Annotated in this window: 24 protein-coding genes; 15 read left to right on the top strand and 9 right to left on the bottom strand. The window is 62.5% G+C overall.

The genetic code is table 11. The features are described 5' to 3' along the window. Window positions 1-2: 2 nt before the first annotated feature. The 5 genes from ACFT1A_RS10365 to ACFT1A_RS10345 all read right to left on the bottom strand — a co-directional run bounded on the left by ACFT1A_RS10365 (window position 3) and on the right by ACFT1A_RS10345 (window position 5,897). A complete protein-coding gene (locus ACFT1A_RS10365; RefSeq protein WP_378446902.1) occupies window positions 3-2,228 on the bottom strand; it encodes an MMPL family transporter in 2,226 nt (741 codons plus the stop codon). Between the two features lie 102 nt (window positions 2,229-2,330). Further along, entirely contained in the window at window positions 2,331-3,881 is a 1,551-nt protein-coding gene (locus ACFT1A_RS10360; RefSeq protein ID WP_378446901.1) for a bifunctional 3'-5' exonuclease/DNA polymerase, read from the bottom strand. Between the two features lie 47 nt (window positions 3,882-3,928). Continuing rightward, window positions 3,929-4,792: a biotin-dependent carboxyltransferase family protein gene (locus tag ACFT1A_RS10355; RefSeq protein WP_378446900.1), complete on the bottom strand. Its 864-nt coding sequence runs from the start codon at window positions 4,790-4,792 to the stop codon at window positions 3,929-3,931. Continuing rightward, window positions 4,789-5,421 (bottom strand): allophanate hydrolase subunit 1, encoded by a 633-nt coding sequence (locus ACFT1A_RS10350; protein WP_378446899.1) that lies wholly within the window; start codon window positions 5,419-5,421, stop codon window positions 4,789-4,791. Before ACFT1A_RS10350 ends, ACFT1A_RS10355 begins: the two co-directional genes overlap by 4 nt. Next, window positions 5,418-5,897: a MarR family winged helix-turn-helix transcriptional regulator gene (locus ACFT1A_RS10345; RefSeq protein ID WP_378446898.1), complete on the bottom strand. Its 480-nt coding sequence runs from the start codon at window positions 5,895-5,897 to the stop codon at window positions 5,418-5,420. The genes ACFT1A_RS10350 and ACFT1A_RS10345 overlap by 4 nt, the downstream gene beginning before the upstream one ends. Window positions 5,898-5,971: 74 nt before the next feature. Between ACFT1A_RS10345 and ACFT1A_RS10340 the strand changes: the two genes are divergently transcribed. After that, on the top strand, window positions 5,972-6,805 hold the full coding sequence (locus ACFT1A_RS10340) for an alpha/beta fold hydrolase (protein ID WP_378446897.1): 834 nt from the start codon (window positions 5,972-5,974) through the stop codon (window positions 6,803-6,805). An 11-nt stretch (window positions 6,806-6,816) separates the two neighbouring features. On the opposite strand, the gene ACFT1A_RS10335 is transcribed toward ACFT1A_RS10340, so the two are convergent. Then, window positions 6,817-7,260, bottom strand: coding sequence for a hypothetical protein (locus ACFT1A_RS10335; RefSeq protein WP_378446896.1), 444 nt, complete (start codon window positions 7,258-7,260; stop codon window positions 6,817-6,819). Window positions 7,261-7,309: 49 nt separating this feature from the next. Here ACFT1A_RS10335 and ACFT1A_RS10330 point away from each other — a divergent pair, with 49 nt between their 5' ends. Beyond that, window positions 7,310-7,588, top strand: a complete 279-nt coding sequence (locus tag ACFT1A_RS10330) for a hypothetical protein (protein ID WP_378446895.1) — start codon at window positions 7,310-7,312, stop codon at window positions 7,586-7,588. A 118-nt stretch (window positions 7,589-7,706) separates the two neighbouring features. On the opposite strand, the gene ACFT1A_RS10325 is transcribed toward ACFT1A_RS10330, so the two are convergent. Then, complete coding sequence (locus tag ACFT1A_RS10325) at window positions 7,707-9,083, bottom strand: NAD-dependent succinate-semialdehyde dehydrogenase (protein ID WP_378446894.1); 1,377 nt, start codon at window positions 9,081-9,083, stop codon at window positions 7,707-7,709. Between the two features lie 99 nt (window positions 9,084-9,182). Next, entirely contained in the window at window positions 9,183-10,496 is a 1,314-nt protein-coding gene (locus ACFT1A_RS10320; protein WP_378446974.1) for a YhgE/Pip domain-containing protein, read from the bottom strand. A 171-nt stretch (window positions 10,497-10,667) separates the two neighbouring features. On the opposite strand from ACFT1A_RS10320, the gene ACFT1A_RS10315 reads away from it, so the two are divergent. From ACFT1A_RS10315 to ACFT1A_RS10270, 10 genes are read left to right on the top strand one after another with little or no spacing between them, the layout of a single operon-like run. Beyond that, window positions 10,668-11,300, top strand: a complete 633-nt coding sequence (locus ACFT1A_RS10315; protein ID WP_230815187.1) for a DUF4178 domain-containing protein — start codon at window positions 10,668-10,670, stop codon at window positions 11,298-11,300. Continuing rightward, window positions 11,297-11,797 (top strand): DUF2617 family protein, encoded by a 501-nt coding sequence (locus ACFT1A_RS10310; protein WP_378446893.1) that lies wholly within the window; start codon window positions 11,297-11,299, stop codon window positions 11,795-11,797. Before ACFT1A_RS10315 ends, ACFT1A_RS10310 begins: the two co-directional genes overlap by 4 nt. A gap of 26 nt (window positions 11,798-11,823) precedes the next feature. Next, on the top strand, window positions 11,824-12,201 hold the full coding sequence (locus ACFT1A_RS10305) for a DUF4247 domain-containing protein (RefSeq protein WP_378446973.1): 378 nt from the start codon (window positions 11,824-11,826) through the stop codon (window positions 12,199-12,201). Further along, window positions 12,198-12,701 carry a DUF350 domain-containing protein gene (locus ACFT1A_RS10300; protein WP_269068308.1) on the top strand — a complete coding sequence of 168 codons (504 nt, stop codon included), beginning with the start codon at window positions 12,198-12,200 and terminating at the stop codon, window positions 12,699-12,701. Before ACFT1A_RS10305 ends, ACFT1A_RS10300 begins: the two co-directional genes overlap by 4 nt. Further along, window positions 12,701-14,275 (top strand): polyamine aminopropyltransferase, encoded by a 1,575-nt coding sequence (locus tag ACFT1A_RS10295; protein WP_378446892.1) that lies wholly within the window; start codon window positions 12,701-12,703, stop codon window positions 14,273-14,275. The genes ACFT1A_RS10300 and ACFT1A_RS10295 overlap by 1 nt, the downstream gene beginning before the upstream one ends. Before the next feature lie 52 nt (window positions 14,276-14,327). Further along, complete coding sequence (locus ACFT1A_RS10290; protein ID WP_378446891.1) at window positions 14,328-15,068, top strand: enoyl-CoA hydratase/isomerase family protein; 741 nt, start codon at window positions 14,328-14,330, stop codon at window positions 15,066-15,068. Then, on the top strand, window positions 15,065-16,627 hold the full coding sequence (locus ACFT1A_RS10285; RefSeq protein ID WP_378446890.1) for an acetolactate synthase large subunit: 1,563 nt from the start codon (window positions 15,065-15,067) through the stop codon (window positions 16,625-16,627). Before ACFT1A_RS10290 ends, ACFT1A_RS10285 begins: the two co-directional genes overlap by 4 nt. Before the next feature lie 43 nt (window positions 16,628-16,670). Further along, the gene (locus ACFT1A_RS10280; RefSeq protein WP_378446889.1) at window positions 16,671-17,348 is read left to right on the top strand and encodes a GAP family protein; all 678 of its coding nucleotides are present in this window, start codon (window positions 16,671-16,673) and stop codon (window positions 17,346-17,348) included. A gap of 18 nt (window positions 17,349-17,366) precedes the next feature. Further along, window positions 17,367-19,262, top strand: coding sequence for an SEC-C metal-binding domain-containing protein (locus ACFT1A_RS10275; protein ID WP_378446888.1), 1,896 nt, complete (start codon window positions 17,367-17,369; stop codon window positions 19,260-19,262). Between the two features lie 35 nt (window positions 19,263-19,297). After that, window positions 19,298-21,220, top strand: coding sequence for an SEC-C metal-binding domain-containing protein (locus tag ACFT1A_RS10270; protein ID WP_378446887.1), 1,923 nt, complete (start codon window positions 19,298-19,300; stop codon window positions 21,218-21,220). Between the two features lie 36 nt (window positions 21,221-21,256). Here ACFT1A_RS10270 and ACFT1A_RS10265 read toward each other — a convergent pair whose 3' ends face one another. Next, a complete protein-coding gene (locus tag ACFT1A_RS10265) occupies window positions 21,257-22,687 on the bottom strand; it encodes a coniferyl aldehyde dehydrogenase (RefSeq protein ID WP_378446886.1) in 1,431 nt (476 codons plus the stop codon). A 109-nt stretch (window positions 22,688-22,796) separates the two neighbouring features. Between ACFT1A_RS10265 and ACFT1A_RS10260 the strand changes: the two genes are divergently transcribed. The 3 genes from ACFT1A_RS10260 (at window position 22,797) to ACFT1A_RS10250 (ending at window position 26,447) form a co-directional block, all read left to right on the top strand. Continuing rightward, the gene (locus tag ACFT1A_RS10260; RefSeq protein ID WP_378446885.1) at window positions 22,797-23,594 is read left to right on the top strand and encodes an enoyl-CoA hydratase; all 798 of its coding nucleotides are present in this window, start codon (window positions 22,797-22,799) and stop codon (window positions 23,592-23,594) included. A gap of 45 nt (window positions 23,595-23,639) precedes the next feature. After that, the gene (locus ACFT1A_RS10255; RefSeq protein WP_378446884.1) at window positions 23,640-25,160 is read left to right on the top strand and encodes an acyl-CoA synthetase; all 1,521 of its coding nucleotides are present in this window, start codon (window positions 23,640-23,642) and stop codon (window positions 25,158-25,160) included. A gap of 120 nt (window positions 25,161-25,280) precedes the next feature. Beyond that, window positions 25,281-26,447 (top strand): acyl-CoA dehydrogenase family protein, encoded by a 1,167-nt coding sequence (locus ACFT1A_RS10250; RefSeq protein ID WP_007729538.1) that lies wholly within the window; start codon window positions 25,281-25,283, stop codon window positions 26,445-26,447. The last annotated feature ends 26 nt before the right edge of the window (window positions 26,448-26,473 follow it).

Genomic DNA, 26,473 nt, shown 5'->3' with positions numbered 1-26,473 from the left:
GATCAGTCTTTTGCGTGGGCCAGTTCGGACGGCCACCAGATGCGTTTCCCGATGTCGTGCGAGAGCGCCGGAACCAGGACGCTGCGCACGATGATCGTATCGAGCAGCACGCCGAAGGCCACGGCAAATCCGATCTCGGCGAGGAAGACCAGTGGCAGGATGCCCAGTACGGCAAATGTTGCGGCCAAGACGATTCCGGCTGACGTGATCACACCGCCCGTCACGGCAAGGCCGCGCAGAACACCTGAGCGGGTGCCGAATTCTCCCGTCTCCTCCCGCACTCGGGTCATCAGGAAGATGTTGTAATCGATACCCAAAGCGACCAGGAACACGAAGGCGAACAGCGGGAACGATTGATCCGCCCCGGCGAACCCGAATACGTGGGTGAAGAAGAATCCGCTCACGCCGAGTGTCGCCGCGAAGGAAAGCACCACGGTGACAATGAGAATCACCGGGATCAGCAGAGCGCGAAGCAAAGCGGCCAGGACCAGGAAGATCACCACCAGCACGATCGGGATGATCAGGTTTCTGTCGCGGACCGAGGCGGCCTGGACGTCGAGGGTGGTGGCCGTGCTGCCGCCGACAAGTGCGTCGGCGCCGGGCACGCCGTGCACCGCCGTCCGCAGTCGCTTGACAGTGTCGAGTGCCTGCGGTGAATCGTAGGAGTCGGCGAGGGTTGCGTTGATCATGGTTCGGCCGTCGATCGGTGCAACGGTGAAAGCTGCAGGGGCGCAACCCGCAGCAGCGGCTTGTGCGACGGCAGCGGGGTTGGTCTTGATCAGATCGCTGACCTTCGCGACGTCCACCTGCGTGCAGACGGCGCCGGGATCCTGCGAGATACCTTCGACACCGCTGGCAGCCTTGATGACGGCATCAGCCTGGTCGGCGTTTGCGGTGATCACGGCCGGTGCGCCCGCTCCGGGATCGAACTTCGAGTCGTAGAGTTCTTGTCCGACAACGGCGTCGGGGCGGTTGGTGAAGCTTTCGGTGGACGTCAGGCCGTCGGTTTTGAGACTGCCGATCCCGGCTGCGAACAGGATGATCAACAAGACAGTGGCACCGATCCACAGTGGACGGTCCTTGCTGCCGACGGCCTCGGCGATCTTGCCCCACATCCCGTGCGTCGTAAGGTCTGCGGCGTGATCGACCTTGGGCTTGCGCGGCCAGAAGACCCACCGTCCGGTGGCGGCCAGAGCGACCGGCATGAACGTCATCATCACCAGGTAGGTGCAGGCGATGCCGATGGCGGCGACGGGTCCGAGGCTCTTGTTGGAGTTGAGTTGAGAGAATGTCAGACACAGCAGACCGAGAATTACGGTGACAGCCGAAGCGGTGATGGCCGGCGCAGACTCGCGCCAGGCCTTGATCATCGCGTCGAAGCGGTTGGGATACGTGTGCAGTTCTTCGCGATAGCGAGAAATCAAGAGTAGGGCGTAGTCGGTACCGGCACCGATCACCAGGACAAAGAGGATGCCTTGGGATTGGCCGGTCAACGTGAGTACTTCGGCCTTCGCGAGGAAGTAGATCACCATCGAGGACAAGCCGATTGCGAGAAGTGCGGAGAACAGCGGAAAGAACCACAGGACAGGCGACCGGTACACGACAAGCAGGATGAGGATCACGACCAGAAGTGCCGCACCCAGCAGCGCTCCGTCCAGACCGGCGAAGGCGTCGATGAATGCAACGAGTAGCCCACCTGGTCCGGCGGGCAGTACCTCGACATCACCGGCAGCCTGCTTCGCGGCGTCGATGACGTTCTGTTCAGTGGTCGCCAGAACATCACCTGCCACGGCGGTGTCACCGTCTTTGGCGACGAGTGGCACGAAGATCGACGCAGTTGTGCCGTCGGCGGAGTACTGGGTGGGCTGCATACCGTCGGCGTCTACTCCGGAGATGCCGGAAATGGCGTCGTACGCCGAGTTGATTGCAGACTTGTCTGCCTCGGTGAGGGCCGAATCTCGATGGAACAGAACAAAACCAGGGATTGTCTCGACGGCAAGGAAGTTCGCGGATTGGTTGCTGACGATCGTCGATTCGGCAGAACTCGGGAGGTATGAGGCGTTGTCGTTCTTTTGAACCTCGGCGAGTTTGCCTTGGAAAGAACCTCCGAATCCGCCTGCGACGAAGGCGAAGATCGCAAGGGCGATAACGGTGAAGATCGGCACGCGAAGGCGTTTGACCGCACCGTGCTCGTTCCGTTCTGCGTCAGTTGTATCCAGCTTGGTCATGGTTCTCCTCGAACGCAGTCGACCAGCACCAACAAAGCAACGTTTTCCAGTAGAACACGCAATACGGGCGCGGTGGAACCACTTGGAGTGGAATTGACGACGCTACGAAGTGCCTTTGCCGTATGTCTCGCGGGCTGCGACGTCCATGGGGAAACGGACCACTGTGTCGCCGAACAGCAATCGAGTTGCCGAAGCAGCTGCGGCCAGCACGTGCGCGGTACCAGTTTCGGGGTTGCGGGTATGCACGACCACTTCGTCGTGCTGGAAGAAGACCAATTCGCCGTCCGGATCTTCGGCGAGGCGTCGCCTGAGGTCGGCCAGGAGACACAGCGCCCACTCGGACGCGGTGGCCTGCACGACGAAGTTCCGCGTGAAACGACCGCGGGCATGAGCGTCGCCGTGGGAGTAGAAGTCGGGAGACGGTGGGGGACAGGCCCGGCCGAGCAGTGACCGAACCACCTCGCCGCGCTCGCCTGCCTTCGCAGCTTGCTCGACGTACTCGACGGCGACCGGGAATCGCTTCCGCAGCAAGATGAGTAGTGCTTTGGCTTCACCCGCCGTCGCCCCGTACAGGACGCCGAGGATTGCGACCTTGGCTTTTGCTCGGTCACCGCCGAAGGCTTCGGCACCGACAAGCGCGTACAGATCGTCGTCGCCGGCGGCGGCCATCATGCGGCGGTCGCCGGACATGGCGGCCAGAATTCGGGGTTCGAGCTGACCGGCGTCGGCGACGACGAACACGTGACCGGGATCGGCGACGACGCTCGAGCGCATGGTTTTAGGGATCTGCAGAGCCCCGCCGCCCCGGCTCGCCCACCTACCGGAGACGACACCACCGGGAACGTAGATGGGACGGAATCGATCGCCTCGCACCCAACTGTCCATCCACTGCCAACCGTTGGTGCTGTACAGCTTGGCGAGTTCGCGATGGCGCAGGAGCAAAGGCACCGCCGGATGATCGATCTCCTGCAGAAACCACTTGCGCGTCGACGGCAGTTCGATGCCCTGGCGCCCGAACGCCTCGGTGATTTCCACCGACGACGAAGGATTGACCGTGCGCCCGAAGACCTCACTGATCTGGGCGGCAAGTTGCTGCATACGAGCGGGGAGGTCGTATCCGGTCGGGCGCGGCCCCAGCCGTTCTTCGAGGAGTGCGCGGTGCTTCCGGGTCGAGAACGGCAGACCCGTGTGCGTCATCTCCGCGGCGCTGAGCGCCCCGGCCGATTCTGCGGCGATCAACAAATCCAGGCGCGCATCCGTGCCGATGGTTGCGCGCTGCTCGGCGAATTCGGTGGCGACGGCGAAGGGATCGAGAACGGGGGCGGTGTCGAAGAGACCGAGGCGGTCGTCGTCGAACTCGTCGGCAGGTGGTGACGGTTTGCCGACGCGCATTCCGAGGATCGCGCGGGTCAGGGAGATGTCGTGGCACCGCTGAACCCGTACGCCTGCCCGCAGTAGCGGTGGGTACACGGTCGCCGTACTCGGCCACACCCACCGCGGGTGCTCGGCTTCCTCGATGGTGCGTACCGCTGCGATCAGATCGGGATACTCGACCGGATCGCCAAGTGGCGTTCCACCGGGATCGGTCCGTAGGACAGTTGCCGTCACAGCTCCCGTGGACGTCGTACTACCGGGGACCAGGACAACTCGCACAGCATCAGTGTGACGGCAAGGTCCGACACGAGAACGCTCGGCGCTGCTCAGGCGCCGACGAACCGGATGTGCTGACCCGGGCGGGCTTGGCCGAGCCGGTCGATATCTGCGTCCGCGACTACTCCGACCACCGGATAACCGCCGGTGATGGGGTGGTCGGCGAGGAACACGACAGGTTGGCCGCTGGGTGGGACCTGGATCGATCCGAGTGCCACGCCTTCGGTGGGCAGTTCGGTGTCATCGGTGCGTCGAAGCAGTTCGTCGGCGCCGACGCGATCGAGGCGTGCCCCGATTCGGTCAGAGTCGGTCGAAACCGCCCATCGGCCCTGGACGAGTGTTTCGGGGTTGGTGAATCGATCTGCACGCGGACCGAATAGGACTCGAATGGCGAGAGTCTCGTTTGTCATCGGCGGCACCGGTGCGAGGTCGACGAGTGAGAACGCGGTCGGCGAAGGCCCGATCGGGAGAACAACGCCAGGCTCGAGAGGAGCCGGACCGATTCCGGACATCGTGTCGGTGCTGCGCGATCCCAGGATCTCGGGAACCACAATGCCGCCTCGGACGGTCAGATACGTCCGCAGTCCACTCGGTGCGTAGTCCAGGCGGACGGTCTGACCAGCCCGCACAGAGATCACGCTCGAATGCCCGACCGGGGTGCCGTCGCGGTAGGCCTGTGCCTGCGCTCCGGTGAACGCGATCGTTGTCGGCTGCTGGGCTCGAAGACTCAGCCCACCCAGGAGGATTTCGACGCCGGCCGCGCTCTCGTCGTTGCCGACGAGCCGATTGCCAAGCCTGAGAGATCGCCTGTCTGCCGCACCGGAAACCCCGACACCCGAGCGAAGATGACCGATCCGTCCAAGGTCCTGAATCAGGCTCAGCGGCCCGGTGTCGAGTATCTCCAGGCCGTTCATCGTTGTTCCTCGTCCACGAAGCGCACGCGTCTGCCGGGCTGAACGGTGGCCGGTGGTGTGGCGTTCAGGTCCCACATCACGGCGTCGGTGCTTCCGATGATCTGCCAGCCACCCGGTGATGCCCGCGGGTAGACCGCGCTGTATCCAGCGGCCAGGGCGACGGAACCGGCAGGCACAGCGGTTCGTGATTGAGTTCGACGCGGTACATCGAGCCGAGAGTCGCCTGAAGTCAGGTAGGCGAAGCCGGGTGCGAATCCGATGAAGGCGCAACGCCACATCGCCCCGGTATGAGCCGCAACCACCTCGGATCGGGTCATTCCGAGTGACTGTGCGACGTCGTCGAGGTCGGGCCCGTCGTACCTGACGGAGATGGTGAGCAGGTCGGTCTCGGAATGCGCGTCCGCGATCGCAGCGGACTTGGACTGCTCCAGATCGTTCAAGCACTGCCGGACGTATGTGAGATCTGCCGTCGGGCTACAGGTGACCAGAACGGTGCGCGCTGCGGGGAGGAAGTCTTCGACCCCGACCGGGGTGCTTCGCGTCAGAGCTTCGGTGAACGTGAGCACGTCGGCTTCGGAATCGAGGTCGACGAGAAAGGCACGTTCTCCGGCAGGAAGTATGCAAGTCACCGGGAGGGCTCCCTATCGATGCGAGCCCGCTCCACATCCGCTCGCATCGCCATGATGAAACTCGCGATGGTGGCTCGCTCGGTGGCCGTGTAATTGCCGATGGTGCTCACTGCCCGTGAAATGAGTGGGCCGAAGAAGCTCTCGCCGAGTGTGACCGCCGCTGGTGTGACCTGCAAGATCACTCGCCGGCGGTCCGCCGAATCGCGTTCCCGAGCTACGTGGCCCGCTTTGACCATCCGGTCGACGAGCGCGGTCACCGACGCCGAGTTGATGCCCAGTTGCGCGCCGAGCCAGCCTGGCGTCGCCGGTGTGTTCGAGCGCTCGGCGTCGAGAAGGCAGATCAGCGCGCGCACGTCGGTGGAGTGCATCGTGTATTTGGTCGCAAATCCGGAAACCGCCACGTTCAAGTCGACGGTCAGCGCGCGAAGCGAGTGCACGATCGCCATCGCTTCGCCTTCTGTATCGCCGACGCTCATGGATATCTCCCAGCCCTGGTGTGTGGTCTCTCGATTGTCTACTATCTCGATAATCGAGAGAAATGGGGGTGGGGATGAACTTCAATCGCGCATACGACGCTGTACTGACCAAATGGCCGCAGAAACCGCTGGGTGTGGATCTCGCGGGGCGGTTCGGCAGCACGCATGTGAATGTCTGTGGACCCGAAGACGGGGAGCCGTTGATCCTTCTGTCCGGGGGAGGCGCCACCTCGACGGTGTGGTTCGACAACGTTGGGGCGCTGTCGAAATCCCGGCGTGTTTTTGCCGTCGACACCCTGGGTGATGCCGGACTCAGCATTCCGAGTGGTGATCGGATGAAGTCCGTCGACGATCTGATCGAGTGGATGGACTCGATAGTCGATTGCACCGGCGGCGACACCGTCGATGTGATCGGACATTCCTACGGCGCGATGATTGCGTTGGCCTTTGCGGTGTATCGACCGAATCGTGTCGGGAAACTTGTTCTGCTCGATCCCAATTCGAGTTTCTCCGGCATGAAGGCGGGCTACCTTCTGCGTGCGCTTCCGTTGTTGCTCAAGCCGTCGCGAGCACGTCGACGGCGACTGTTGGAGTGGGAGACAGGCGAGCTGAGCATCGACTCCGACTGGCTCTCACTTGCGGAATTGGGCACTTCGGATCTACCACGACCCAATCTGGTAGTGCCTCAACGTCCTTCGGAGCAGGACACGAGCGCTCTGGATGTCGAGTTGTTGGTGGTCCTCGCGCGGGACGGGCGCGTGCATGATGCGGCAACAGTGGCCAAGGTAGTACGTGAGCGTGTTCCCGCAGCGCGCGTCGAGGTGTTGGAAGATGCTTCACACCACAGCATTCCGATGGTTCCCGCCGATGAACTGAACCGGGTGCTCGTCGACTTCTTGGAGAGCTGACGGACGGTGGTTCAGGGCGCGACGATGCACCCCGGCCCGATCGGGGTGGCCGGATTGACGTTGACCGTTGCGACCGGCCCGCCCGCGGATGTCTGGTAGGCCATCAGAGAGTGCTCACCGGGCGCCGTCGGAGTCCACAGTGTGACGGCGTGGCCGTGCACAACCGGCAAGGTGAAGTAGGGATTGACGGTGTCCCAGATCAATTCCTGCGGGAACATGGTCGACGCCCGGTTCATGTCGACTATCGAAACGTTCGGCTCGACCAACCCCGCTGTCCTGGCTACCACCAGATACGTGCAGCCGGCTCCGTACGGCGTTGTCGGGCCGCTGCTGAGGCCGGGAATGATCGTGACGTCGACGACCTCCGCGGACGCTGACGTCGCGGAACAGATAGCGGCGCTCGCGCAGAGGGCGGCGGCGATCGCGGTAGTGCGAGCAATTCGAGAAAGTGTCATACCAGCAGGTCGGTTTCATCTGGGTGGGCGTTACAGGCACACTGATCCGATGCGTGCACTTCATGTTCTTCTGGCCGGCTTCGGTTTCGTATTGGGGTTCCTGATTGTTGCTGTCTCTGTTCTGGTCGAGTGGGCGACCCTCGCCTACCGGACCGATTTCGCATTTGTCGGAGGCTCCGCCGTGTCGGTCGGTGTTTCCTACGAGGCGATCTACACTGCCGTCGCCACTCCGTTCGCGGGTGCCTTGTTGGGCTGGCTCGTGGCTCTCGTTGCGTCTCGGTTCGGTTGGAGTCTCATTCGTCAGACCGCCACTCCGGCAAGCAAGTGAGCAGGCAGCGGACCCTCACGCTGGTCCGTGGGTTATGAGGAAAGGCCCCGACCTCCATCGAGGTCAGGGCCTTCCGTCGTATCGAGTTACTTCTGCATCGAACTACTTCTGCGTCGAGTTACTTCTTCGAGACACGGATCAGCTTCTTGTTGACGAACTCGTCCATTCCCCACGGGCCGAGCTCGCGGCCAACTCCGGAGCGCTTGACTCCACCGAATGGCAGGCCGGGCAACGTCGTACCGTGCTCGTTGACAAACGCCATCCCCACGTCGAGATCGGCAGCTACCGACCGCGCGGAATCAAGATCGCTGCTCCAGACGGATCCGCTCAGTCCGTAGACCGACGAATTGGCAAGTTCCACAGCCTCGTTGGCCGACTTGACCTTGTAGACGACGCCGGCAGGTCCGAACAGTTCTTCGCTGTACGCCCGCATGTCCGGTGTCACGTCTGCGAGCAACGTCGGTTGAACGTAGGCGCCCGGGCCGTCGATCTTCTTTCCCCCGGTCAGCAGCGTGGCGCCCTTGGACACCGCGTCGTCGATCTGCTCGATCAAAGTGTCTGCCGCGCTCTGCGAAGAGAGCGGACCCAAGACTGTGGATTCGTCCAACGGGTCACCGGCAGTGACCGATTCGAAGGAAGTCGCCAACTTGCGGGTGAAGTCGTCGTAGAAATCTTCGGTGACGATGAAACGCTTGGCCGCATTGCACGCCTGGCCGGCATTGGACAGCCGCGCCTTGGTTGCTGACTTGACTGTGGCATCCAAGTCGTCGGAATCGAGGACGATGAACACGTCGGATCCGCCGAGTTCGAGAACTACCTTCTTGAGATTGCGTCCGGCAGTTTCCGCGACGCTGGTGCCTGCGCGTTCGCTGCCAGTCAGTGACACACCCTGAACGCGCGGATCGGCGATCATGTCCGCGATCTGCTCGTTGGTCGCGAAGACGTTGACATAGGCGTCGTCCGGCAATCCGGCTTGTCGCAGAATCTCTTCCATGAGCAACGCCGACTGCGGACAGTTCGATGCGTGCTTGAGAATGATCGTGTTGCCGAGCATCAGATTCGGTGCTGCGAAGCGGGCGACTTGGTAGTACGGGAAGTTCCACGGCATGACGCCGATGAGAGCGCCGATCGGTCGCCGGTACACAACCGACTCCTCGGCCCCGGGAACGTCGAGTCGTTCTTCCTCGAGTAGCGCGGGACCGTGATCTGCGTACCACTGATAGATCGCGGCCGAGAGCTGTACTTCGCCCTTGGCTTCGCGGACCGGCTTACCCATCTCCAACGAGATCATTCGAGCCAGTTCGTCTGCGCGCTCTGTGTACAGTTCGGCGGTCTTGCTCAGGACTGCCGCACGCTGCTGAGGCGCACTGTTGCGCCAGGTCAAGTAGCCGCGATGCGTGTTCGCAAGTGCGGCTTCAACTCCGGCGTCATCCAAAGTATCGAATTCCCTGACGGTTTCACCTGTCGCGGGATTGACTGTTTTGTAATTAGCCATAGTTGTACAACGTGCGGAGGGGGCTCGAAGATTCCCGAAACGCGCAATCGAAATGAATCGGCTCAACAGGTTTCGATCAAATACCTGCTGGGTACCATGTCACGCCACCTTGGGGCGATGGGTGCGTTCGTAGCCCTTGCGGTCGTAGAACCGGGTGGTCACGATGCCGAGTACGACGCCGATCAGGAGACCCACCAACGTCATCCAGATGGCATGCAGCAGGCCGGCCTCACCGCGCGCACCGAAGAACAGGATCGACCGTGTGCCCATGTAAATCTGGTGCATCGGCTCGAACTGGGCCAGCCAGGCATACAACCTGGGGCTGGCTTCGAGGGGGATGGTGCCGCCGGACGAGGGCAGCGCGAGAATGACGAAGACGAACAGGTTGATCAACATGCCCAACGAGCCGAACGCGGCCATCACCGACATTGCCGTGATGCCGACCGCTGTGATGACCAACGCCCCGTACTCCCACAACGCAAGCCCGTGAGTGACCGGCATACCGAGGGCACGACTGATCCATTGGAACAACGCGGAGACTATCCCGGACAGCACGATCATGAACGCCCATTTCACTAGCAGCGTCCGAAACCTGTTGATACCCACCACATCGTTCTGAACGAAGAGTGGACCGAATTCCGTGGGCGCATAACCGAGCATGCCGTCCACCAACGAATTGACGACGGTTGCTCCGGTGAACCCGGCAAGTACCAGCAGCAGCGCGAAATAGAATGCAACCAAACCGAATCCGGTGCCGTCGGGAAGCGGATCGTGAGCCACGGTGAGTACATTCACCGGATTGTCGAGCAGCAGGCGGCTCGCTCCGGAGATCTGGGTTCCGGTGCCTCCCGCCTCCAACTGCGCGGTGACAAGGGTGGTGAGCTGCTCGCCCATGTTCTTGTTGACCGACGCGAGCGCTGTAGTACCGATCGATTGGACCAGAGATGCGGAGACGGAACCGGCTCGAGGATTGGTGTAGATCGTGATGATCGGTTGTTCTACATCACCGGCGACGACGCTCGCCTCCGCCAGGATGATCGTCCTTTTCGTGAAATCACTGGGAATCACGATCGCCCCGTACAGCGTGCCGGAGTTCAGCCGTGATTGTGCTTCGGCGATGCCGATCTGCTGCAGGTCGATCTTCTGGTGGTCGATTCCGCTTTCGAGGCCGGCGACTATGTCGTTTCCGAAATTCTTGCGATCGGTGGGATCACCGCCCGGGAGGGTGTCACCTTCGTCTTGGTTGACCAGGGCGATCGGGAACTGGTCCAGATGTTTCTTGGGGTCGAGGATCCCGCCCATGTACAGCGCTGCCAGCGCGGACATCAAGAGGGTGACCACTATCAATGGTGTCAACCAGAATCGTGGTGTGTGCATGACGGTGCGGGCAGACGGCTCCGTGTTCTTGCTCATCGTCAGTCGACCGGCTTTCTTTCGCGCGGAGTTCCTCGGGCTGAGCGTAAACGCAAAGGTGCGCCGGGGCAGTCTTTCGATCTGCCCGCGGTGCTGGAGACCTGCCGGGCCGGCGACAGGCTGGATTGCCGGCAGTCTCATCCGAAAAGGCTGAGAACGGATCGGTAGGGTATGGCCCGCGGCAACCCTGCCGAGACGATTTCGGAGAAACCGTTGACCAACGTGCTGATAGTTGTCCTGATACTCGTGGTGATCGCTGCCGTCGCGTTTGTGGTCCTGCGTGGACGCCAGGGCAAGCCGAATGCCCGCGTCGACCCGCTCGCCGACTATCCCGAGGTGTACGACCCCCACAAGATCGGGGTCGGCGACATCATCACGTACGCGGGTATCGACCACGTTGTTCGAGGGACCATCACGCTTGACGAAGAGGGGTACATCTGGCGTGAGCACCTTCTCGACGGGTCGACCGGTCGCCGCTGGCTGACGGTCGAGGACGACGAGGGTGAACTGGAGATGACTCTCTGGATGCGTCGAGAAGGAACCAACCTGGTCCCGAACGGCGACGTCATTCTCGACGACAAGGTTCACCGCAAGATCGAAAGTGGAACGGCGAAGTTCACTGCTGAGGGTACGACGGGTACGGCCCCTGCCGGTTCGATGGAATACGCGGACTACGCAACCGCCGACAAGACCGGCCTGATCGCATTCGAGAAGTGGGCGCGTGGACAGTCGTGGGAGGTTTCCACGGGACGAGCGGTCACGCGCAGCGAACTCACCGTTATCCACTCGGGCCCACCGGAATGAGTCTGTATCTACTCGACGTGGAACCGACCGACGTGGACGCCGCTGCACTGGGGTTGGTACTGGGAGCTCCCGCGCCGCCGACCCTAGCCGAGTTGGTGATCGAAACTGCCGGTGCGACGTTGACGCTGGGGGTGCTCGGGGCGTCGCACGTGGTGACGGCCTGGGTGTCGGGAAAGGAGCTGACCGAACAGGTTTCGTGTGATGCTCTTGCGGCCGGCGGTGAACCGTTGCCCGCAGTGGAGTCCACGGAAAACTACCGGTTCGAGTCTTCCTCAACGGTCCTGGACCGAGTCGAATTCGATTCGGAAGCTGCGTCGTTGAGAGAATCCGCCGGTCAGGACGGCTGGATCTGCGGATCGTTTCCCGGTGACGAGACGGCATTGACCGCGTTGTGTGGCGTTCGAGACCGACAGGGGTGGAGTTGGCAGAGTTGGCATTTGTACCCAGGGGAGGGGACAGGAGTGATCGTGAAGACACGTAGCAGGTGGCAACCGTGAGGGGACGGGCATGGTTGCCGCCCGTGATGGTGGCGGCCGCAATTGCGTTGTCCGCGTGCGGTGGCGGAGCCAAGGACTTCATCGCGGACAACTATTCCAAGTCGTCCCAGAACGGTGACGTCGTTTTGTACTCGTCGAACGATCCAGTAGGTACGACGGTGTCGCGAATCGTCGACGCTGACGAACCGGCGGCGCGAAGTGCTGACGGCGGCAACGAATATCTGCGCTACGACGACGACATCGTCACTGTCAGTTCAGCTTCGGGCGGTGGCAGCACCATCAAAGTAGAGGACATCGACGGCACGTATCGCAGCGGCGGATACGCGTACCTGGGGCCGGGTTTCAACCCGGGATCCCCAGCGGGTGGAAGCAGCGGCAGCGGCGGCTCGGGTAGTGCCAAATGACGGTAATGCTCAATGAGAAGGAGAACGGCGTGACGAACATCTTTGCATCCACTTCCGTCGAGATCGGGACGGTGGATCCGGCATTGCTCGTCGGTGGCGTTCTCGGCACCCTCGCCTATTTCGCCGTCGGCGTAGCGGTCCTGGCCACGGGTTTCCTTGTCCTCGATCTCATGACGCCCGGAAATCTCCGCCATCAGGTGTACGTCGACAAGAACCCGAATGCTGCGATTCTGTTGGCTTCCAACCATCTTGCGCTGGCGATCATCGTGGTGACGGCAATCCTGACCAGTTCGGACGGTTTCGCTCAGGGGCTCGCCGACTCCGCGGTGTACGGACTGTTCGCGATCGTGTTGCAAGCGATCGCGCTGCGTTTGATGAACGCATTCCTTCCCGGCAAGCTGGTTGCGCTGGTGCAGGATCCGAAGATGTGCGGCGCCGCGTGGGCTGTGGGTGTGAGCTTGCTGTCCATCGGTTTGGTGAACGCCGCAGCGCTCACCTGATGGTTGCCGCTGATCCCGATGTGAGGGTTGACGAGCGTTCGACGATGCTCGGCCCGCGCGCACGTGTGCTTCTCCTCGCGGCAGTTGCCGCGTGCGCTGCGTGCGGCCTGATCTACGAGCTGGCGCTGTTGACGCTGAGCGTGAGTCTGACCGGCGGCGGCATCACCCAGACGTCGTTGATCGTCGCGGGATTTGTTGCGGCTCTGGGTATCGGAGCGCTGGCCGCCAAACCTCTGCTGGGGCACGCTGCCGTTTCGTTTGTGACGGTCGAGATACTGCTCGGCCTGATCGGCGGATTCAGCGCCGTCACTCTGTACGTGACCTTCACCTTCTTCGGTTCCAGCGCAGCAGTTCTGGTGGCAGCAACGGCGCTGATCGGCATCCTCGTCGGTGCCGAAGTGCCTCTGCTGATGACGCTCTTGCAATCCGGTCGGAGCGACAACGACGCACAGAGCACCGGAAAAGTGCTGGCAAATCTCAATGCCGCCGACTACCTCGGCGCGTTGATCGGTGGCCTGCTGTGGCCGTTCGTACTGCTGCCGTGGGCGGGCATGATTCGCGGCGCCGCGCTCACCGGCATGATCAACCTCGTGGCCGCGGCAGTTGTCGCGTTGATCCTTCTTCGGTGGCAGCTCAGCCTGCGAGCACGATCGATCGCCGTCGTCGCAATGCTGTTGGCGGCGAGCTTGATCGGATGGCTGCTGATCGAGGCCTCGGACATCGAGACCACGTCGAGGCAGCGTCTGTACACCGATCCGGTGGTGGCCGCCGAGCGGTCGGTGTACCAGGAAATCGTCGTCACCGAGCGGGGAAACGACGTGCGCTTGTTCCTCGACGGAGACCTGCAGTTCTCCAGTGTCGACGAGCATCGCTATACCGAGTCGCTGGTGTACCCGGCACTGGTGAACGATCCGCGGCGGGTGCTGATTCTGGGCGGCGGTGACGGCCTCGCTGCACGGGAAGTGCTGCGGATGAACAGCGTCGAGCAGATCGTCCAGGTCGAACTCGATCCGGCCGTGATCGAATTGGCCAACACCCGTCTTCGCGATCTGAACGCGGGAGCCCTCGAGGATCTGCGGGTGAACGTCGTTCTCGACGACGCGTTCCGGTGGTTACGGGAAAGCCCGGAACCGGGTTTCGACGCGGTCATCGTCGACCTACCGGATCCTGACACGCCCGCACTGGGCAGGTTGTATTCCGTGGAGTTCTACGGACTTGCCGCTGCCGCGATGAATCCGGGCGGTTTGATGGTCGTCCAGTCCGGCAGTCCGTACTCGACACCGGATGCGTATTGGCGAACGGTGTCGACGGTATCGGCTGTCGGACTGAGTGTCTCGCCCTACCACGTCTTCGTGCCGAGCTTCGGCGACTGGGGATATGTGCTCGCGCAAGCAGGATCCACTCCACCCGACCTTCGTCTGCCCGCTGATGTGCCGGAATTACGGTTCCTCGACGAGCCGACGCTGGCGTCGGCATCGGTGTTTCCGCGCGATCGCCCGAGGCGGGAGTTGGAGCCCTCGACCCTCGACCGGCCACGCATCGTCGACGATATGCGCAAGGGCTACGAACGCTGAACTCCGGACCTAGTAGCTTGAATCGAGACTCTCGGCTACGACGGAGGTACGGATGACTGTTCGGATCGAGGAGCACACACCGGGAGTTCGGTTGCTCACGATGGATCGCCAGGAGAGGCGCAACGCGCTCGACGCGAAGACGTACCGCGAACTCACGAACGCGATCCGGGATTCGGACGGCGACGATGCAGTGCGGGTTTCGGTGCTGACGGGTGCCGGTGGTGTCTTCACCAGTGGTAACGACATCGGAAGTTTTCAGGACACTGCCGGCGAGGACGGCGGTGAGGCCAAGGATCTGTTGATCGCACTTGTCACCGCACGTAAACCGATTGTCGCAGCGGTCGAAGGGTTTGCAGTCGGGATCGGCACCACGATGTTGTTGCACTGCGACCTGGCGTTTGCCGGACGAGGTACGCGGTTCCGCTTGCCGTTCGTTCCGCTCGGGCTCTCGCCCGAGGGTGGATCGAGCTATTTGTTGCCACAGATCGCGGGCCTCAAACGCGCGACCGAGCTGTTGATGCTCGGAGATATGTTCGACGCCGACGAGGCCGCCGAAGCCGGTCTGGTCAATCGCGTCGTGGAGGCCGGCACCGCACTCGACGTGGCGCTGGACCGTGCAGTTCGCATTGCAGACTCCCCGGCTGAATCGGTAGCGCTCACGAAGATGCTGCTCCGTCGACCGCATCTCGATTCCCTGCTGGAAACCATCGACGTGGAGTCGGATCATTTCGCGAGACGGCGACGATCCGATGAAGCGCAAGAAGCATTCGCAGCTTTCATGAAGAAGAGGTGACCGATATGAATGGTGCACAGTCGCTTATCCAGAGTCTGGTCGACTCGGGTGTCGAGGTGTGCTTCGGCAATCCCGGAACGTCCGAGATGCATTTTGTTGCCGCACTCGATTCCGTTCCCCGGATGCGCGCCGTACTCGGCCTGTTCGAGGGCGCTGTGACCGGTGCCGCGGACGGCTACGCACGGATCGCCGGAAAGCCTGCCGCGACGCTGCTCCATCTCGGCCCCGGTATGGCGAACGGACTGGCGAACCTTCACAACGCGCGCCGCGCCCACACACCGATCGTGAACATCGTCGGGGACCACGCGACATATCATCACGGTTTCGACGCTCCTCTCGAATCGAACATCGACGCGCTGACCGAATGGCTGGAGGGGTGGAGTCGACGTTCCGAATCCACTGCGACCGTCGGTAGCGATGCGGCTGACGCCGTTGCCGCGTCAATGGATTCGCCCGGAAGGATCGCGACACTGGTCCTACCCGCTGACGTCTCGTGGGGCGAAGGTGGAGTGCTTGCGGAGCCTCGGGACATACCGGCGCGAGCGGAAGCTTCTGCATCACAGATCGACTCGGTGGTAGGCGCGCTCAATGCCGAGGGCCGCGCGACGCTACTGCTGGGCGGCGCAGCGTGTTCCGAAGCCGGACTGCGCGCCGCTTCCCGGATCGCCGTCGCGACGGGTGCGCAGATTCTGGTCGAGACCTTCCCAGCGAGGCTTCAACGGGGCGCCGGGCTACCGTCATTCGAGCGCTTGGGGTACTTCGCCGAGCACGCCACCGAACAACTTCGCGGAACAACTCAGCTGGTTCTGGCCGGCGCGGTTTCGCCGGTCTCGTTCTTTGCGTATCCCGGAAAACCGAGCGATCTGGCACCGGAGGGCGCTGCGGTGACAACGCTGGCGAGCGTCGGCGACGATGTTGCCGGTGCTCTGGAAGCAGTGGCAGAACTCGTGGCACCGGGAGTCGAACCTGTTCTGCAGGAAGCGAATCGGCCAGCACTGCCGAGCGGGCCACTGGACGTTCGAAATTGGGCAGACGTTATCGGTGCCCTGCTGCCAGGCGATGCCATCATCTCCGACGAGGCTGCCACTTCCGGTTGGGCGATTCCGATCGCCCTCGCCGGAGCGCCGCGCCACGACGTGCTCACGCTCACCGGAGGGGCCATCGGCCAGGGAATTCCGGTTGCGACGGGCGCCGCGGTGGCAGCGCCGGAGCGACCGGTGATCAATCTCGAAGCCGACGGAAGCGCGATGTACACGATCACGGCGTTGTGGACGCAGGCGCGAGAGCAGTTGAACGTCACGACGATTCTGCTCAACAATCGCGCTTACGCCATTCTGCGTGGCGAGTTGCAACGCGTCGGCGCAGAAGGCGCCGGCGTCGTCGCACAGTCGATGCTGGATCTGTCGTCGCCGAACATGGATTACGTCAAGATCTCCGAGGGCCTGGGTGTGCCGGCGTCACGGGCGAGCACGGCGGAGGAGTTGGCGGAGCAGTTTGCCGCAGCGCTGGCGGAGCCCGGTCCGCATCTCATCGAGGTCATGCTGCCACCCCCGTCATGATTTCGCGTCGGTCATCGATCGTGCATTCAACTGGAGGTTTTCGGTGCTAGCCGCGATCGGTCTGTCTCTGCCTCTTGCCCTCGGTCTGCTTTTCGTCTCGATGCCCATGGCGGTGATCGTGCTCGTGATGGTTACCGCCGGAGCACATCGCGGGGCGGCATCTTTTCTCCTCGGGTGGGTGCTCGGTATATCGGCGGTCGTTGCAGCGACCATCGTGATCGCGGACCACTCGTTCGCGGAGTCGGAGTCGTCCCAGACATCGGTGTGGTCGAGCGTCGTACGAATCGTGTTGGGCCTTGTTCTGTTCGGAGTGGCGTACAAGCAGTGGCGAGCGCGACCGAGAGACGGAAGTGATCCAACAGTTCCGAAGTGGATGAAGAGCATCGACGGATTGACGCCGCGCAAGGCTTTCGGGTTGGCGTTCTTGTCCGCGGCGGTCAATCCCAAGAACGCTGCGCTGGCGGTATCCGGTGCGGCCACTATCGCGGTCGCCACGAATGTTGTTGCTCAACAGATTGTTGCGGCGGTCGTCTTCACGGTGATCGCCAGCGTCGGCATCGCGTCGCCGATCCTGGTGAAGGTGTTCTCCGGCAAGCGAGCCGACGAGATCCTCGCATCCGCGAAGGCATGGATGACCGCCAACAACGCAGTGATGATGGCGGTCATCCTGGCGATCCTCGGTGCGACCGTGCTGGGCGAGGGGCTCAGTGGACTGCAATAAGTCGCCTACCATTGGCGGGTGACTGATTTCGACGACGACGCTGCTGGTTCCATTGCCTCCGCTGCTGTGGCTGTTCTGCGCGAGCAAGGCCCGCTGAGTCTCGAAGAGTGGGCGACCCATCTCGAGGAGTACGGAACTGCGACCGAGTTGGCCGATGTACTCGAGTACCTGTCCGAACCGATGCTCGGGTACCTGCCCAACGGAAAGTACTTCGCCCTCGACGCGGCCCTCGAAGGGCTCGTGTTCACTCACCGGCTCAGTGAGCTCGAGATTGCGTCCGACATCCTTGACGCGAGCCCCGACCTGGAACCGATCTTGGCGTTCGGCGGCGGCGAAGACGGAGCGATCCGGGTGGCCCTGGCGGAAGAAGCAGCCCTGGAACGCGGAGGTGCTCCCTTCCGGAGTCGACGAGTTGTGGTTCTCCCGGTCGGAACCCTGGGCGAGTGTGCCGACGGCGATCTCGTCGGTCTTGCCGTCGAAGACGGAAGACTTGCTTTTCGCCTGGTGGAGATCGAGGACGAGCCCGATCTTGCTCCCGCCCTGGACGAGCTTTTCGAGGACGACGGAGTCGAGGCACTCGATTCCGTGTGCTGGCAACTCCTCCTCGCGGATCCGTCACTCTTCACGGTTCCCATTGCGCCGCTGGGTGAGATCTTCGAGGCGGCAGGCTACGAACATGAGCGAGAATTGCTGGCGCGTCGGGGATTCGACTTCGACGCTTACGATCTGCAGATTCGGACAGCCTTGGTCGCCAGTACCTACGACCTGACCCACGACGAGGCAGTCTCTGCCGTCGCGTTTGTCGATCTGGCGGATCGCGGATACACCGACGCGGTCATCGCCGACTTCGATATCGCGGACTGGGCCCACCGTCATGTGAGCGCTGCCCCGGATTCTTTTGTCTCACTCGCAGATCCGGGTGCAGCGGTAGCAGTGTTCGATCTCGGATTTCGGAATCAGGATCCGGTGACCGATGCGATTCTCGAAGCGCTTGCAGCCGAACTGGCCGAGCGAGGGCCGAGGTCGGTGCGGGCGGCGGCTCATTGGCTGGCCGGTAAGGCCGTCGATCGGCTGGGACGCGTCCTCGAAGCGGAAGCGCACTACGAGAAGGCGCTACTTGCCGAATCTGGTTGGGGTCCTGCTTTGTTCGAACTGGCCCAGTTCGCGTCGGACCGCGGCGACGCGATCCGGGCACTGTCACTGCTCGGGCGGATCGACGGCGGAAGTGAAGAGAATCTCTACGCCGTACTGCAGGACTTCGTCCCAGCCGATCACCCGGAACTCGGGCGAAACGACAAGTGCTGGTGTGGTTCCGGCCGCAAGTACAAGGTTTGCCATCTCGGAAAGGCGGATGAATCCGTCAAGGCGGACGGTCGGTGGTTGTACAAGAAGGCATGTCTGTTTGCCTTTGCCTCCGAGTTCGTCGACACCGTGACCGGGCTCGACGATCTCGAAAACGAGAATCTCTCCGAGGACGAACTGCTCGCCACCACGATCTTCGACGGCTCGGCACTGGATGTGGCTCTGTTCGAGGGTGGGATCTTTGCCGACTTCCTGGCCAGACGCAGTGAACTCCTCCCGGAGGCGGAAGTAGTGACAGCTGCGCAGTGGCTCGGAACCAGCAGGTCGGTGTACGAAGTGGTCGAATCTTCGGACACCGGTGTCGTGCTGCTCGATCGTGGGTCCAAGGAGACCGTCACGGTTTCGCACTCGGTCGAAGGCAAGCCCGGTGACGCGATCAGTGCTCGGGTCCTGACGGTCCCCACGGGCGCGCTTGCGGTGGGCGTGGTGGTCATGGCTTCGCAATCGCAGGCCGCGAGGGTTCTCGAGGTTCTTGCTTCCGAGGATCTCGACGCCGACGAACTGGTGCGTGAGTCGCGTGGAGGCGCCGATCACTCGACCGATGACCGGTGACGATGTATCGAGTCGACCCCGTTAAAGTTGGATAGGTGAACGAACCGATGGATGCCAATGACTTGATCGCCGAAGCCGCGATGGAGTTGTTGCGTGAGCACGGCCCGCAGACAGCGGCGGACTGGGGCACCCTGTTGGCTGATGCCGGGCACGGTACAGCCGAGGACATGGCCGAATTCGTCGAGTACGTCGAGGACCCACTGCTCGGATACTTGAGTGAGGAGCGGTACGCCGCACTCGACACGTTGTTCGAGCATCGAGTGTTGACCCATCGCCTCACCGAAGCGGAGATCAAGTCCGGCGTTCTCGACGCCAATCCCGATCTGATGATGCTGCGAGTTTTCCTCGATCGTGACGACGACGAGATCCACGGCATCAGCGTCGTGCATCGCGGGATCGACGACGATCTGTTGGCTGATCGTGGGATCGAAGACCCGGAGTTCCCGCACGACGAAGGTTTTCTGCTCGACACCGACACCCTTGCCGAGTGCTCGGCAGGTGACTTGATCGGATTGTTCGTCGCTGACCGCGAGTTGACGCTCTGCACCATCCCCGAGGTACTGGATCCCGCACCCGGATTCGGCGAGAACCTGGCGACGGTCCTTGCCGACATCGGTGCGGACACCCTCGATGCCATTGTCTGGCAGTTGATGCTCGACGAGCCGTCGCTGTTCCGTCAGCCGACCGCCCCGCTGGGCGAGATGCTCGACGCGGCAGGTTACGTTCGCGACGGTGACTACGTTGCGGTGGACGGTTTCGATTTCGAGGCATACCACCTGGCGAACCGGGCCAGGATGCTCGAGATTCGAGAGAACCTGCACTCCGAAGAAGCCGCGTCGGTGATCGCCTTCGTCGATGTGGTCATGGCTGCGAAAGCCGAAGGCGTCGAGGATGTCTCGGACTGGGCGCGCAAGCAGATCAAGGAGGATCCGCAGACCTTCGTCGGCATCGCCGAGCCGCCCGCGGCTGCGGCAGCATTGGAACTGTTGTCCGAACTCGATGACCATGATTCCGCATTGCATTCTGTTGCAACTGCTCTCGCGGAGAAGGGGCCGCGCCGAGTCAAGCCGGCAGCGCACTGGCTGGCGGGCAAAGCTTCGGACCGTCTCGGCAAGATCCTGGCCGCTGAGGCGTCGTACGAATCAGCGCACGATCTTGATCCCGACTGGACTCCGGCGATCTTCGATCTGGCGCTACTGGCGGCCGATCGCAGCGATGTGACGCGAGCGCTGGCTTTGCTGGGCCGGATCGAGGGTGGCGAGTCCGAAGTTCTGCATGAGGTTCTTCAGCGCTATGCACCGGCCGAGCATCCTGAGCTCGGTCGAAATGACAAGTGCTGGTGTGGTTCCGGTCGAAAGTTCAAGGTTTGCCATCTCGGTAAGTCCGAGGTGACTTTCGATGACCGGGCCAGCTGGCTCTACGTCAAGGCTCAGTTGTTCTCGCGCACGCCGGAGTACTTCGACGCCGTATTCGATCTCGCGCTCATTCGTGCCGAGCAGTTCAACAGCGAAGAGGCACTGACGCTGGCCGTCGAAGGTGGTTTGGCCGTCGATGCTGCCTTGTTCGACGTCGGCATCTTCGAGGCGTTTGTCGAGCGCCGCGGAGAACTGCTGCCCTCCGACGAGCGGGAACTGGCCGACGAGTGGTTGAAGATTGCGCGCTCGGTGTACAAGGTTGCCTCGACGGAGCCGGGACAGTTGGTGACCCTCAGCGACGTCCGCAACGGGCATCTGGTGAAGGTCACGGACGAGTGGGGCTCGCTGAACCTCGAGCCAGGCACACTCGTGTGTGCTCGTGTTCTTCCGGCCGGGTCCACGATGCGCACCTTCGGTGGCATCGAACCGCTTGCGGTAGAAGACAAGAAAGAGCTGATCCAACTGATCGAGTCGGACGACACCGAGCCGGGTCAGTTGGTGGAGTTCCTCAGCCGAGGCCTTGCCGGTGCGCCTTTCCGGTAGCGCGAACTACCAAAAAGGCGCACGGGGCCGGAGGCCCTAGGGCGTGACCTGAGCCAACATCATCTGCTCGAAACCCTCACCGTAAGGCGGGAGCATTCCCCACTCGCCGCGCGGATCATGCTGCGCTGCTTCGAATACCGTTCGCGCGTGACTGAACTCGAGGAAACCCTCGCGCCCGTGGTAGTGCCCGATACCCGAAGCCCCGACGCCGCCGAAGGGTGCGTCGCTCAGTCCGGGGTGAGACATCGCGTCGTTGATGGTGACGCCACCCGAGACGGTGCGTTCGAGTACGGACTCCTTCTCGTCCAGATCGGTTCCGAAGTAGTACAGCGCCAGCGGCTTCGGACGTGAATTGATGTCCGCGACAACGCTGTCGAGTTCGTCGTACGGCAGGATCACGACGGCCGGCCCGAAGATCTCCTCCTTCATGATCTGTGCGTCGGTCGGAGGGTCGACCACAATTCGCAGTGGGCGTCGACGAGTGTCAGCGGAGAGTTCTTCGTCGGGAACGGTGATGATTCGTGCTCCACGTTCTTCGGCGTCCTCGATGTACCCCTCGATGCGTGCGAGGTGACGATCGCTGACTATCGAGACCATGTCCTTGTTGTCGGCGATGGTGGGGAACAGTCCCGTGAACTGATCGGTGAATGCGCCGATGAACGCTTCCGTGTTCTCGCGTGGGACGTAGATCAGATCGGGAGAGACGCAGAGTTGACCGGCGTTGGTCGACTTCGCGATAGCCAAACGCGAAGCAGCAGAGGTGATATCGGCACTGCGGCTCAAGACGCTCGGTGACTTGCCGCCGAGTTCGAGGGTGACCGGAACAAGGTTCTTCGCAGCATTGGCCATGACCAGCTTGCCGACGGTCGTGCTGCCGGTGAAGACGAGGTGGTCGAAAGGCAGGGACGTCAGCAGATCAGCGACTTCCGGGCCGCCGGTCACCACCGCGACCTCCACGGGGTCGAGCGTTCGTCGCGCCGCCTCGGCCAGGACGGCCGCAGTGTTGGGCACGATCTCCGACGGTTTGAGAACCGCGCGATTTCCCGCTCCCAGAGCGCAGGCGAGGGGACTCAGGAGAGTGAAGAGTGGTGCGTTCCAGGTTCCGATGATGCCGATCGAACCCTTGGGTTGGTACGACACGTACGCCGTGGCACCGAGTTGGTCCTGCATCGCTCCGGTCGCTCTCGGTGAGCGAATCATCCACTCTTCGAGAGAATCACGAACGTGCTTGAGTGAAACCATCGATCCCAGAACGTCATTCATCACCGAGTAGGCCGGAATTCGACCGCCGAAGTCTTCGTTGATCGCTTCGGTCAAATCCTTGTGGTTTGCGACCAGGAGATCGACGACGCGTTGGATGCGCTCGCGTCGTGTCTGCGCGGACGGAAGCCCGGCGGCGCGAGTTGCTTCCTGCTGGGCGCGCAGTATCTGTTCGAGATCGGTGGTGACGGCGACATCGGTGCTCATGGGCACTCCTCGTAGTGGCGAAGTATTGACCGGACCGTATCGACGCGGCGCGAGCGGATGCCCTTTTCGTCTCGTTGACCGGGACGGATTCGATTGGTAGAGAGAACACATGTCGCAGACACAGGTAGAAAACACTGCAGTGAAGATTTCCGTCGAGGAATCGGTGGGACTCGGTTTCCTGACGCTCGATCGGCCGGCGCGCCGCAATCCGCTCTCGGCGGAGACCATGCGCGAGGTGACGGCTGCCCTTCTCGAGTTGGCTGCGGACGAGCGCGTACGGGTTGTCGTCGTGCGCGCCGAAGGCCCGGTGTTCTCCGCGGGCCACGATCTGACGGAGATGATCGGGAGAACCCTCGAGGACGAGCGGGCGATCTTCGACGGCTGTACCGAGATGATGGAGACCGTGCAGCGGATTCCGCAGCCGGTGATTGCCGCAGTCCAGGGCCCGGCTATCGCGGCGGGCTGCCAGTTGGCCGCGTCGTGTGATCTGGTCGTTGCAGCGTCGAACGCTGTTTTCGGTACTCCCGGCGTCAAGATCGGACTGTTCTGCTCGACGCCGATGGTCGCTCTGAGCAGGGCGGTAGGGCGCAAGCGGTCGATGCAGATGTTGCTGACCGGTCAGACGATCGACGCCGAGACCGCTGCGGACTGGGGTCTGGTGAACTTTGTCGTCCCGCCCGAAGACCTTGACCGGGAGGTGCGCGAACTGGCCGCCAAGATCACGACGGCCAGCCCCTTGACGGTGAAGATCGGCAAGCAGGCGTTCTATCACCAGATCGATCTGCCGCAAGCGCAGGCGTACGAGGCGATGGCGGAAACAATGGCAATCAACGCCGTGACCTGCGACGCTCAAGAAGGTATGCAAGCCTTCGTGGACAAGCGAAAGCCCGAATGGCGCAATAAGTAACGATCGCTCTTCCGGTTTAGTTGGACGTCCTATAACCTGAGGCGCATGAGCCTGGATCCACGCACCAACACCGTCGACGGAGTGCTTCGGCGCTCGGCAGCCAAGTACCCCGACCGCGTAGCCGTCGTCTTCGAGGATCGCACCCGCACGTACCGCGAACTCGACGACGCGGTCACCCGGGTCGCGGCCTATCTGCTCGGTCTGGGTCTCGAACACGGCGACCGCGTCGCGGCATACGGAACCAACTCCGATGCCTATGCAATCGGATTCCTTGCTTGTGCGCGAGCAGGTTTGGTGCATGTTCCGGTCAATTACGCACTGAAGGGGGAGGAACTCCGGTACCTCGTGGCGCAGTCGGGCGCCCGCGCGGTGTTGGTGGATCCGGCATTGGCGCCGACGCTCGACTCGGTACGCTCCGACCTCGATCTCGACCACGTGATCGCACTGCGGGACGCGGAACTGTCGGTCGTCACGATCGGTGACGCAGGCGAGGTGCCGGTCTTCGAGCCGCGTGCGACGTCGACGGATCTGGCGCAGCTGCTCTACACCTCGGGTACCACCTCGAAGCCCAAGGGCGCCATGATGTCTCACGGTGCGCTGGTTCACGAGTACGTGTCCTCGGTGATCGCGCTGGGGCTCGACAAGAGTGACAACCCGTTGATCTGCATGCCGATGTACCACTCCGCGGGCATGCACGTCTTCATGCTGCCGTACCTGTCCGTGGGCGCAACGGTCAGTCTGATGCAGGCGCCGGACATCCCGGAGATCCTGCGCCGTGTCGAAGCCGAAAAGATCGGATCGCTGTTCCTGGCTCCGACCGTGTGGGTACCGCTGGCCAACCATCCTGACCTCGAGACCCGCGATCTGTCCTCGCTGAAGAAGGCGCAGTACGGCGCCTCGATCATGCCGGTCACCGTGCTCAATCGCCTGCGTGAGCGTTACCCGGACATCGGCTTCTACAACTGCTTCGGCCAGTCCGAAATCGGCCCACTGGCAACAGTTCTCCAGCCCAGCGAGCATGCCGATCGTCCGTCTTCCTGCGGTCGCGCGGTGTTCTTCGTCGAAACCCGCGTGGTCGACGCCGACGGAAACGACGTCGCCGACGGTGAGTCCGGTGAGGTTCTCTACCGCTCGCCGCAGCTGTGCAACGGCTACTGGGAGAACCCGGAAGCCACCGCCGAGGCCTTCCGTGACGGCTGGTTCCATTCGGGCGATCTGGTCGTGCGGGACGAAGAAGGTTTCATCACGGTCGTCGACCGGATCAAGGACGTCATCAACACCGGCGGCATCCTGGTGGCGTCGCGCGAGGTCGAAGATGCGGTCTACACGCACCCTGCCGTGGCGGAAGTTGCAGTGATCGGTACGCCCGACGAGAAGTGGATCGAGGCCGTCACGGCGATCGTCGTGCTCAAGGACGGCAACGACGAGTTGACGCCCGAGGCGTTGATTGCCCACGTCAAGGAACGGATCGCTCCGTTCAAGGTGCCCAAGCACGTCCGTTTCGTGGCCGAACTCCCGCGCAATCAGAGCGGCAAGCTACTGAAGCGGGAACTGCGCACCGTCTGAGACTTGCTATAGGTTCTGCCTTACCTTCGGTTCGTTTTCAGGTCTTTGACTCCGATTGCCTCACGGTATTGACTTCGGAGGACGGCATGGACTTCGGAAACAGCAAGGTGAGTGGTGAGAATGCAGGTCGATGCAGATGACTTCGCAGATATCTTGGCGACTGCGCGGGAGTTCATCCGAAAGGAAGTCGTTCCGCGTGAGCAGGAGATAGCCGACACCGACGCCATTCCTGAGGACATACGCAAGAAAGCCGCAGCCATCGGGCTCTTCGGCTACGCGATCCCTCAGGAATGGGGTGGGCTCGGACTCGACCTCACCCAAGACGTCGAATTGGCAATGGAATTCGGCTACACGTCCCTGGCGCTGCGCTCGATGTTCGGTACCAACAACGGAATTGCCGGGCAGGTATTGGTCGGCTTCGGTACCGACGAGCAGAAGGCTCAGTGGCTCGAGCGCATCGCCTCCGGTGACGTCGTGGCTTCGTTCGCTCTGACCGAACCGGGCGCGGGCTCCAACCCGGCCGGCCTTCGGACCAAGGCAGTTCTGGACGGATCCGACTGGGTCATCGACGGTAACAAGCGGTTCATCACCAATGCTCCACTGGCGCAGCTGTTCGTGGTGTTCGCACGCACCCGCCCGGCGGACTCCGATGGCCCGGGAATCGCAGTGTTCCTGGTTCCGGCCGACACGCCGGGCGTCACGGTCGGTCCCAAGGACAAGAAGATGGGTCAGGAAGGTGCTTGGACCTCCGAGGTCACCTTCGACAACGTCCGGGTTCCCGAGTCGGCCCTCGTCGGTGGCGACCAGGACACCGGATACCGCGCTGCGATGACGTCTCTCGCACGCGGACGAGTCCATATCGCGGCGCTCTCGGTGGGAGCAGCACAGCGAGCGCTCGACGAATCTGTCGCGTTCTCCGTGGTCACGGAACAGGGCGGTACCGCTATCGGCGACTTCCAACTGGTTCAAGCGATGCTGGCCGACCAGCAGGCAGGTGTCATGGCCGGGCGTGCGATGGTGCGCGAGGTAGCCGCGCGGTACGTCAGCGGTGAGGATCGACGTCTCGGCCCCTCGGCGGCAAAGCTTTTCTGCACCGAGATGGTGGGCAAGGTCGCGGATCTCGCCGTGCAGATCCACGGCGGCAACGGGTACATGCGCGGTGTGCCGGTCGAACGCATCTACCGTGAAGTTCGCCTGTTGCGCCTGTACGAGGGAACCAGCGAGATCCAGCGACTGATTCTCGGCGGTGGGCTCGTGGCACAAGCGAAAAAGCAAAACCAGCGCTGACACCTTTTTACCTGACGAGCTTTAAC

This window comes from Rhodococcus sp. NPDC057135, assembly GCF_042670865.1.
In the GTDB taxonomy this organism is placed as follows: Bacteria; Actinomycetota; Actinomycetes; order Mycobacteriales; family Mycobacteriaceae; genus Rhodococcus_F.
Note: the sequence above shows the minus strand (reverse complement) of the source record. Positions and strands in the feature narration are given on the sequence as shown.

Coding starts and splice junctions, on each gene's coding strand:
- ACFT1A_RS10325 (WP_378446894.1), bottom strand. CDS start 9,083: ATGGCTAATTACAAAACAGTCAATCCCGCGACAGGTGAAACCGTCAGG.
- ACFT1A_RS10300 (WP_269068308.1), top strand. CDS start 12,198: ATGACGGTAATGCTCAATGAGAAGGAGAACGGCGTGACGAACATCTTT.
- ACFT1A_RS10345 (WP_378446898.1), bottom strand. CDS start 5,897: ATGAGCGTCGGCGATACAGAAGGCGAAGCGATGGCGATCGTGCACTCG.
- ACFT1A_RS10365 (WP_378446902.1), bottom strand. CDS start 2,228: ATGACCAAGCTGGATACAACTGACGCAGAACGGAACGAGCACGGTGCG.
- ACFT1A_RS10330 (WP_378446895.1), top strand. CDS start 7,310: ATGCGTGCACTTCATGTTCTTCTGGCCGGCTTCGGTTTCGTATTGGGG.
- ACFT1A_RS10255 (WP_378446884.1), top strand. CDS start 23,640: ATGAGCCTGGATCCACGCACCAACACCGTCGACGGAGTGCTTCGGCGC.
- ACFT1A_RS10320 (WP_378446974.1), bottom strand. CDS start 10,496: ATGAGCAAGAACACGGAGCCGTCTGCCCGCACCGTCATGCACACACCA.
- ACFT1A_RS10340 (WP_378446897.1), top strand. CDS start 5,972: ATGAACTTCAATCGCGCATACGACGCTGTACTGACCAAATGGCCGCAG.
- ACFT1A_RS10295 (WP_378446892.1), top strand. CDS start 12,701: ATGGTTGCCGCTGATCCCGATGTGAGGGTTGACGAGCGTTCGACGATG.
- ACFT1A_RS10310 (WP_378446893.1), top strand. CDS start 11,297: ATGAGTCTGTATCTACTCGACGTGGAACCGACCGACGTGGACGCCGCT.
- ACFT1A_RS10260 (WP_378446885.1), top strand. CDS start 22,797: ATGTCGCAGACACAGGTAGAAAACACTGCAGTGAAGATTTCCGTCGAG.
- ACFT1A_RS10355 (WP_378446900.1), bottom strand. CDS start 4,792: ATGAACGGCCTGGAGATACTCGACACCGGGCCGCTGAGCCTGATTCAG.
- ACFT1A_RS10315 (WP_230815187.1), top strand. CDS start 10,668: ATGGCCCGCGGCAACCCTGCCGAGACGATTTCGGAGAAACCGTTGACC.
- ACFT1A_RS10250 (WP_007729538.1), top strand. CDS start 25,281: ATGCAGGTCGATGCAGATGACTTCGCAGATATCTTGGCGACTGCGCGG.
- ACFT1A_RS10305 (WP_378446973.1), top strand. CDS start 11,824: ATGGTGGCGGCCGCAATTGCGTTGTCCGCGTGCGGTGGCGGAGCCAAG.
- ACFT1A_RS10290 (WP_378446891.1), top strand. CDS start 14,328: ATGACTGTTCGGATCGAGGAGCACACACCGGGAGTTCGGTTGCTCACG.
- ACFT1A_RS10335 (WP_378446896.1), bottom strand. CDS start 7,260: ATGACACTTTCTCGAATTGCTCGCACTACCGCGATCGCCGCCGCCCTC.
- ACFT1A_RS10265 (WP_378446886.1), bottom strand. CDS start 22,687: ATGAGCACCGATGTCGCCGTCACCACCGATCTCGAACAGATACTGCGC.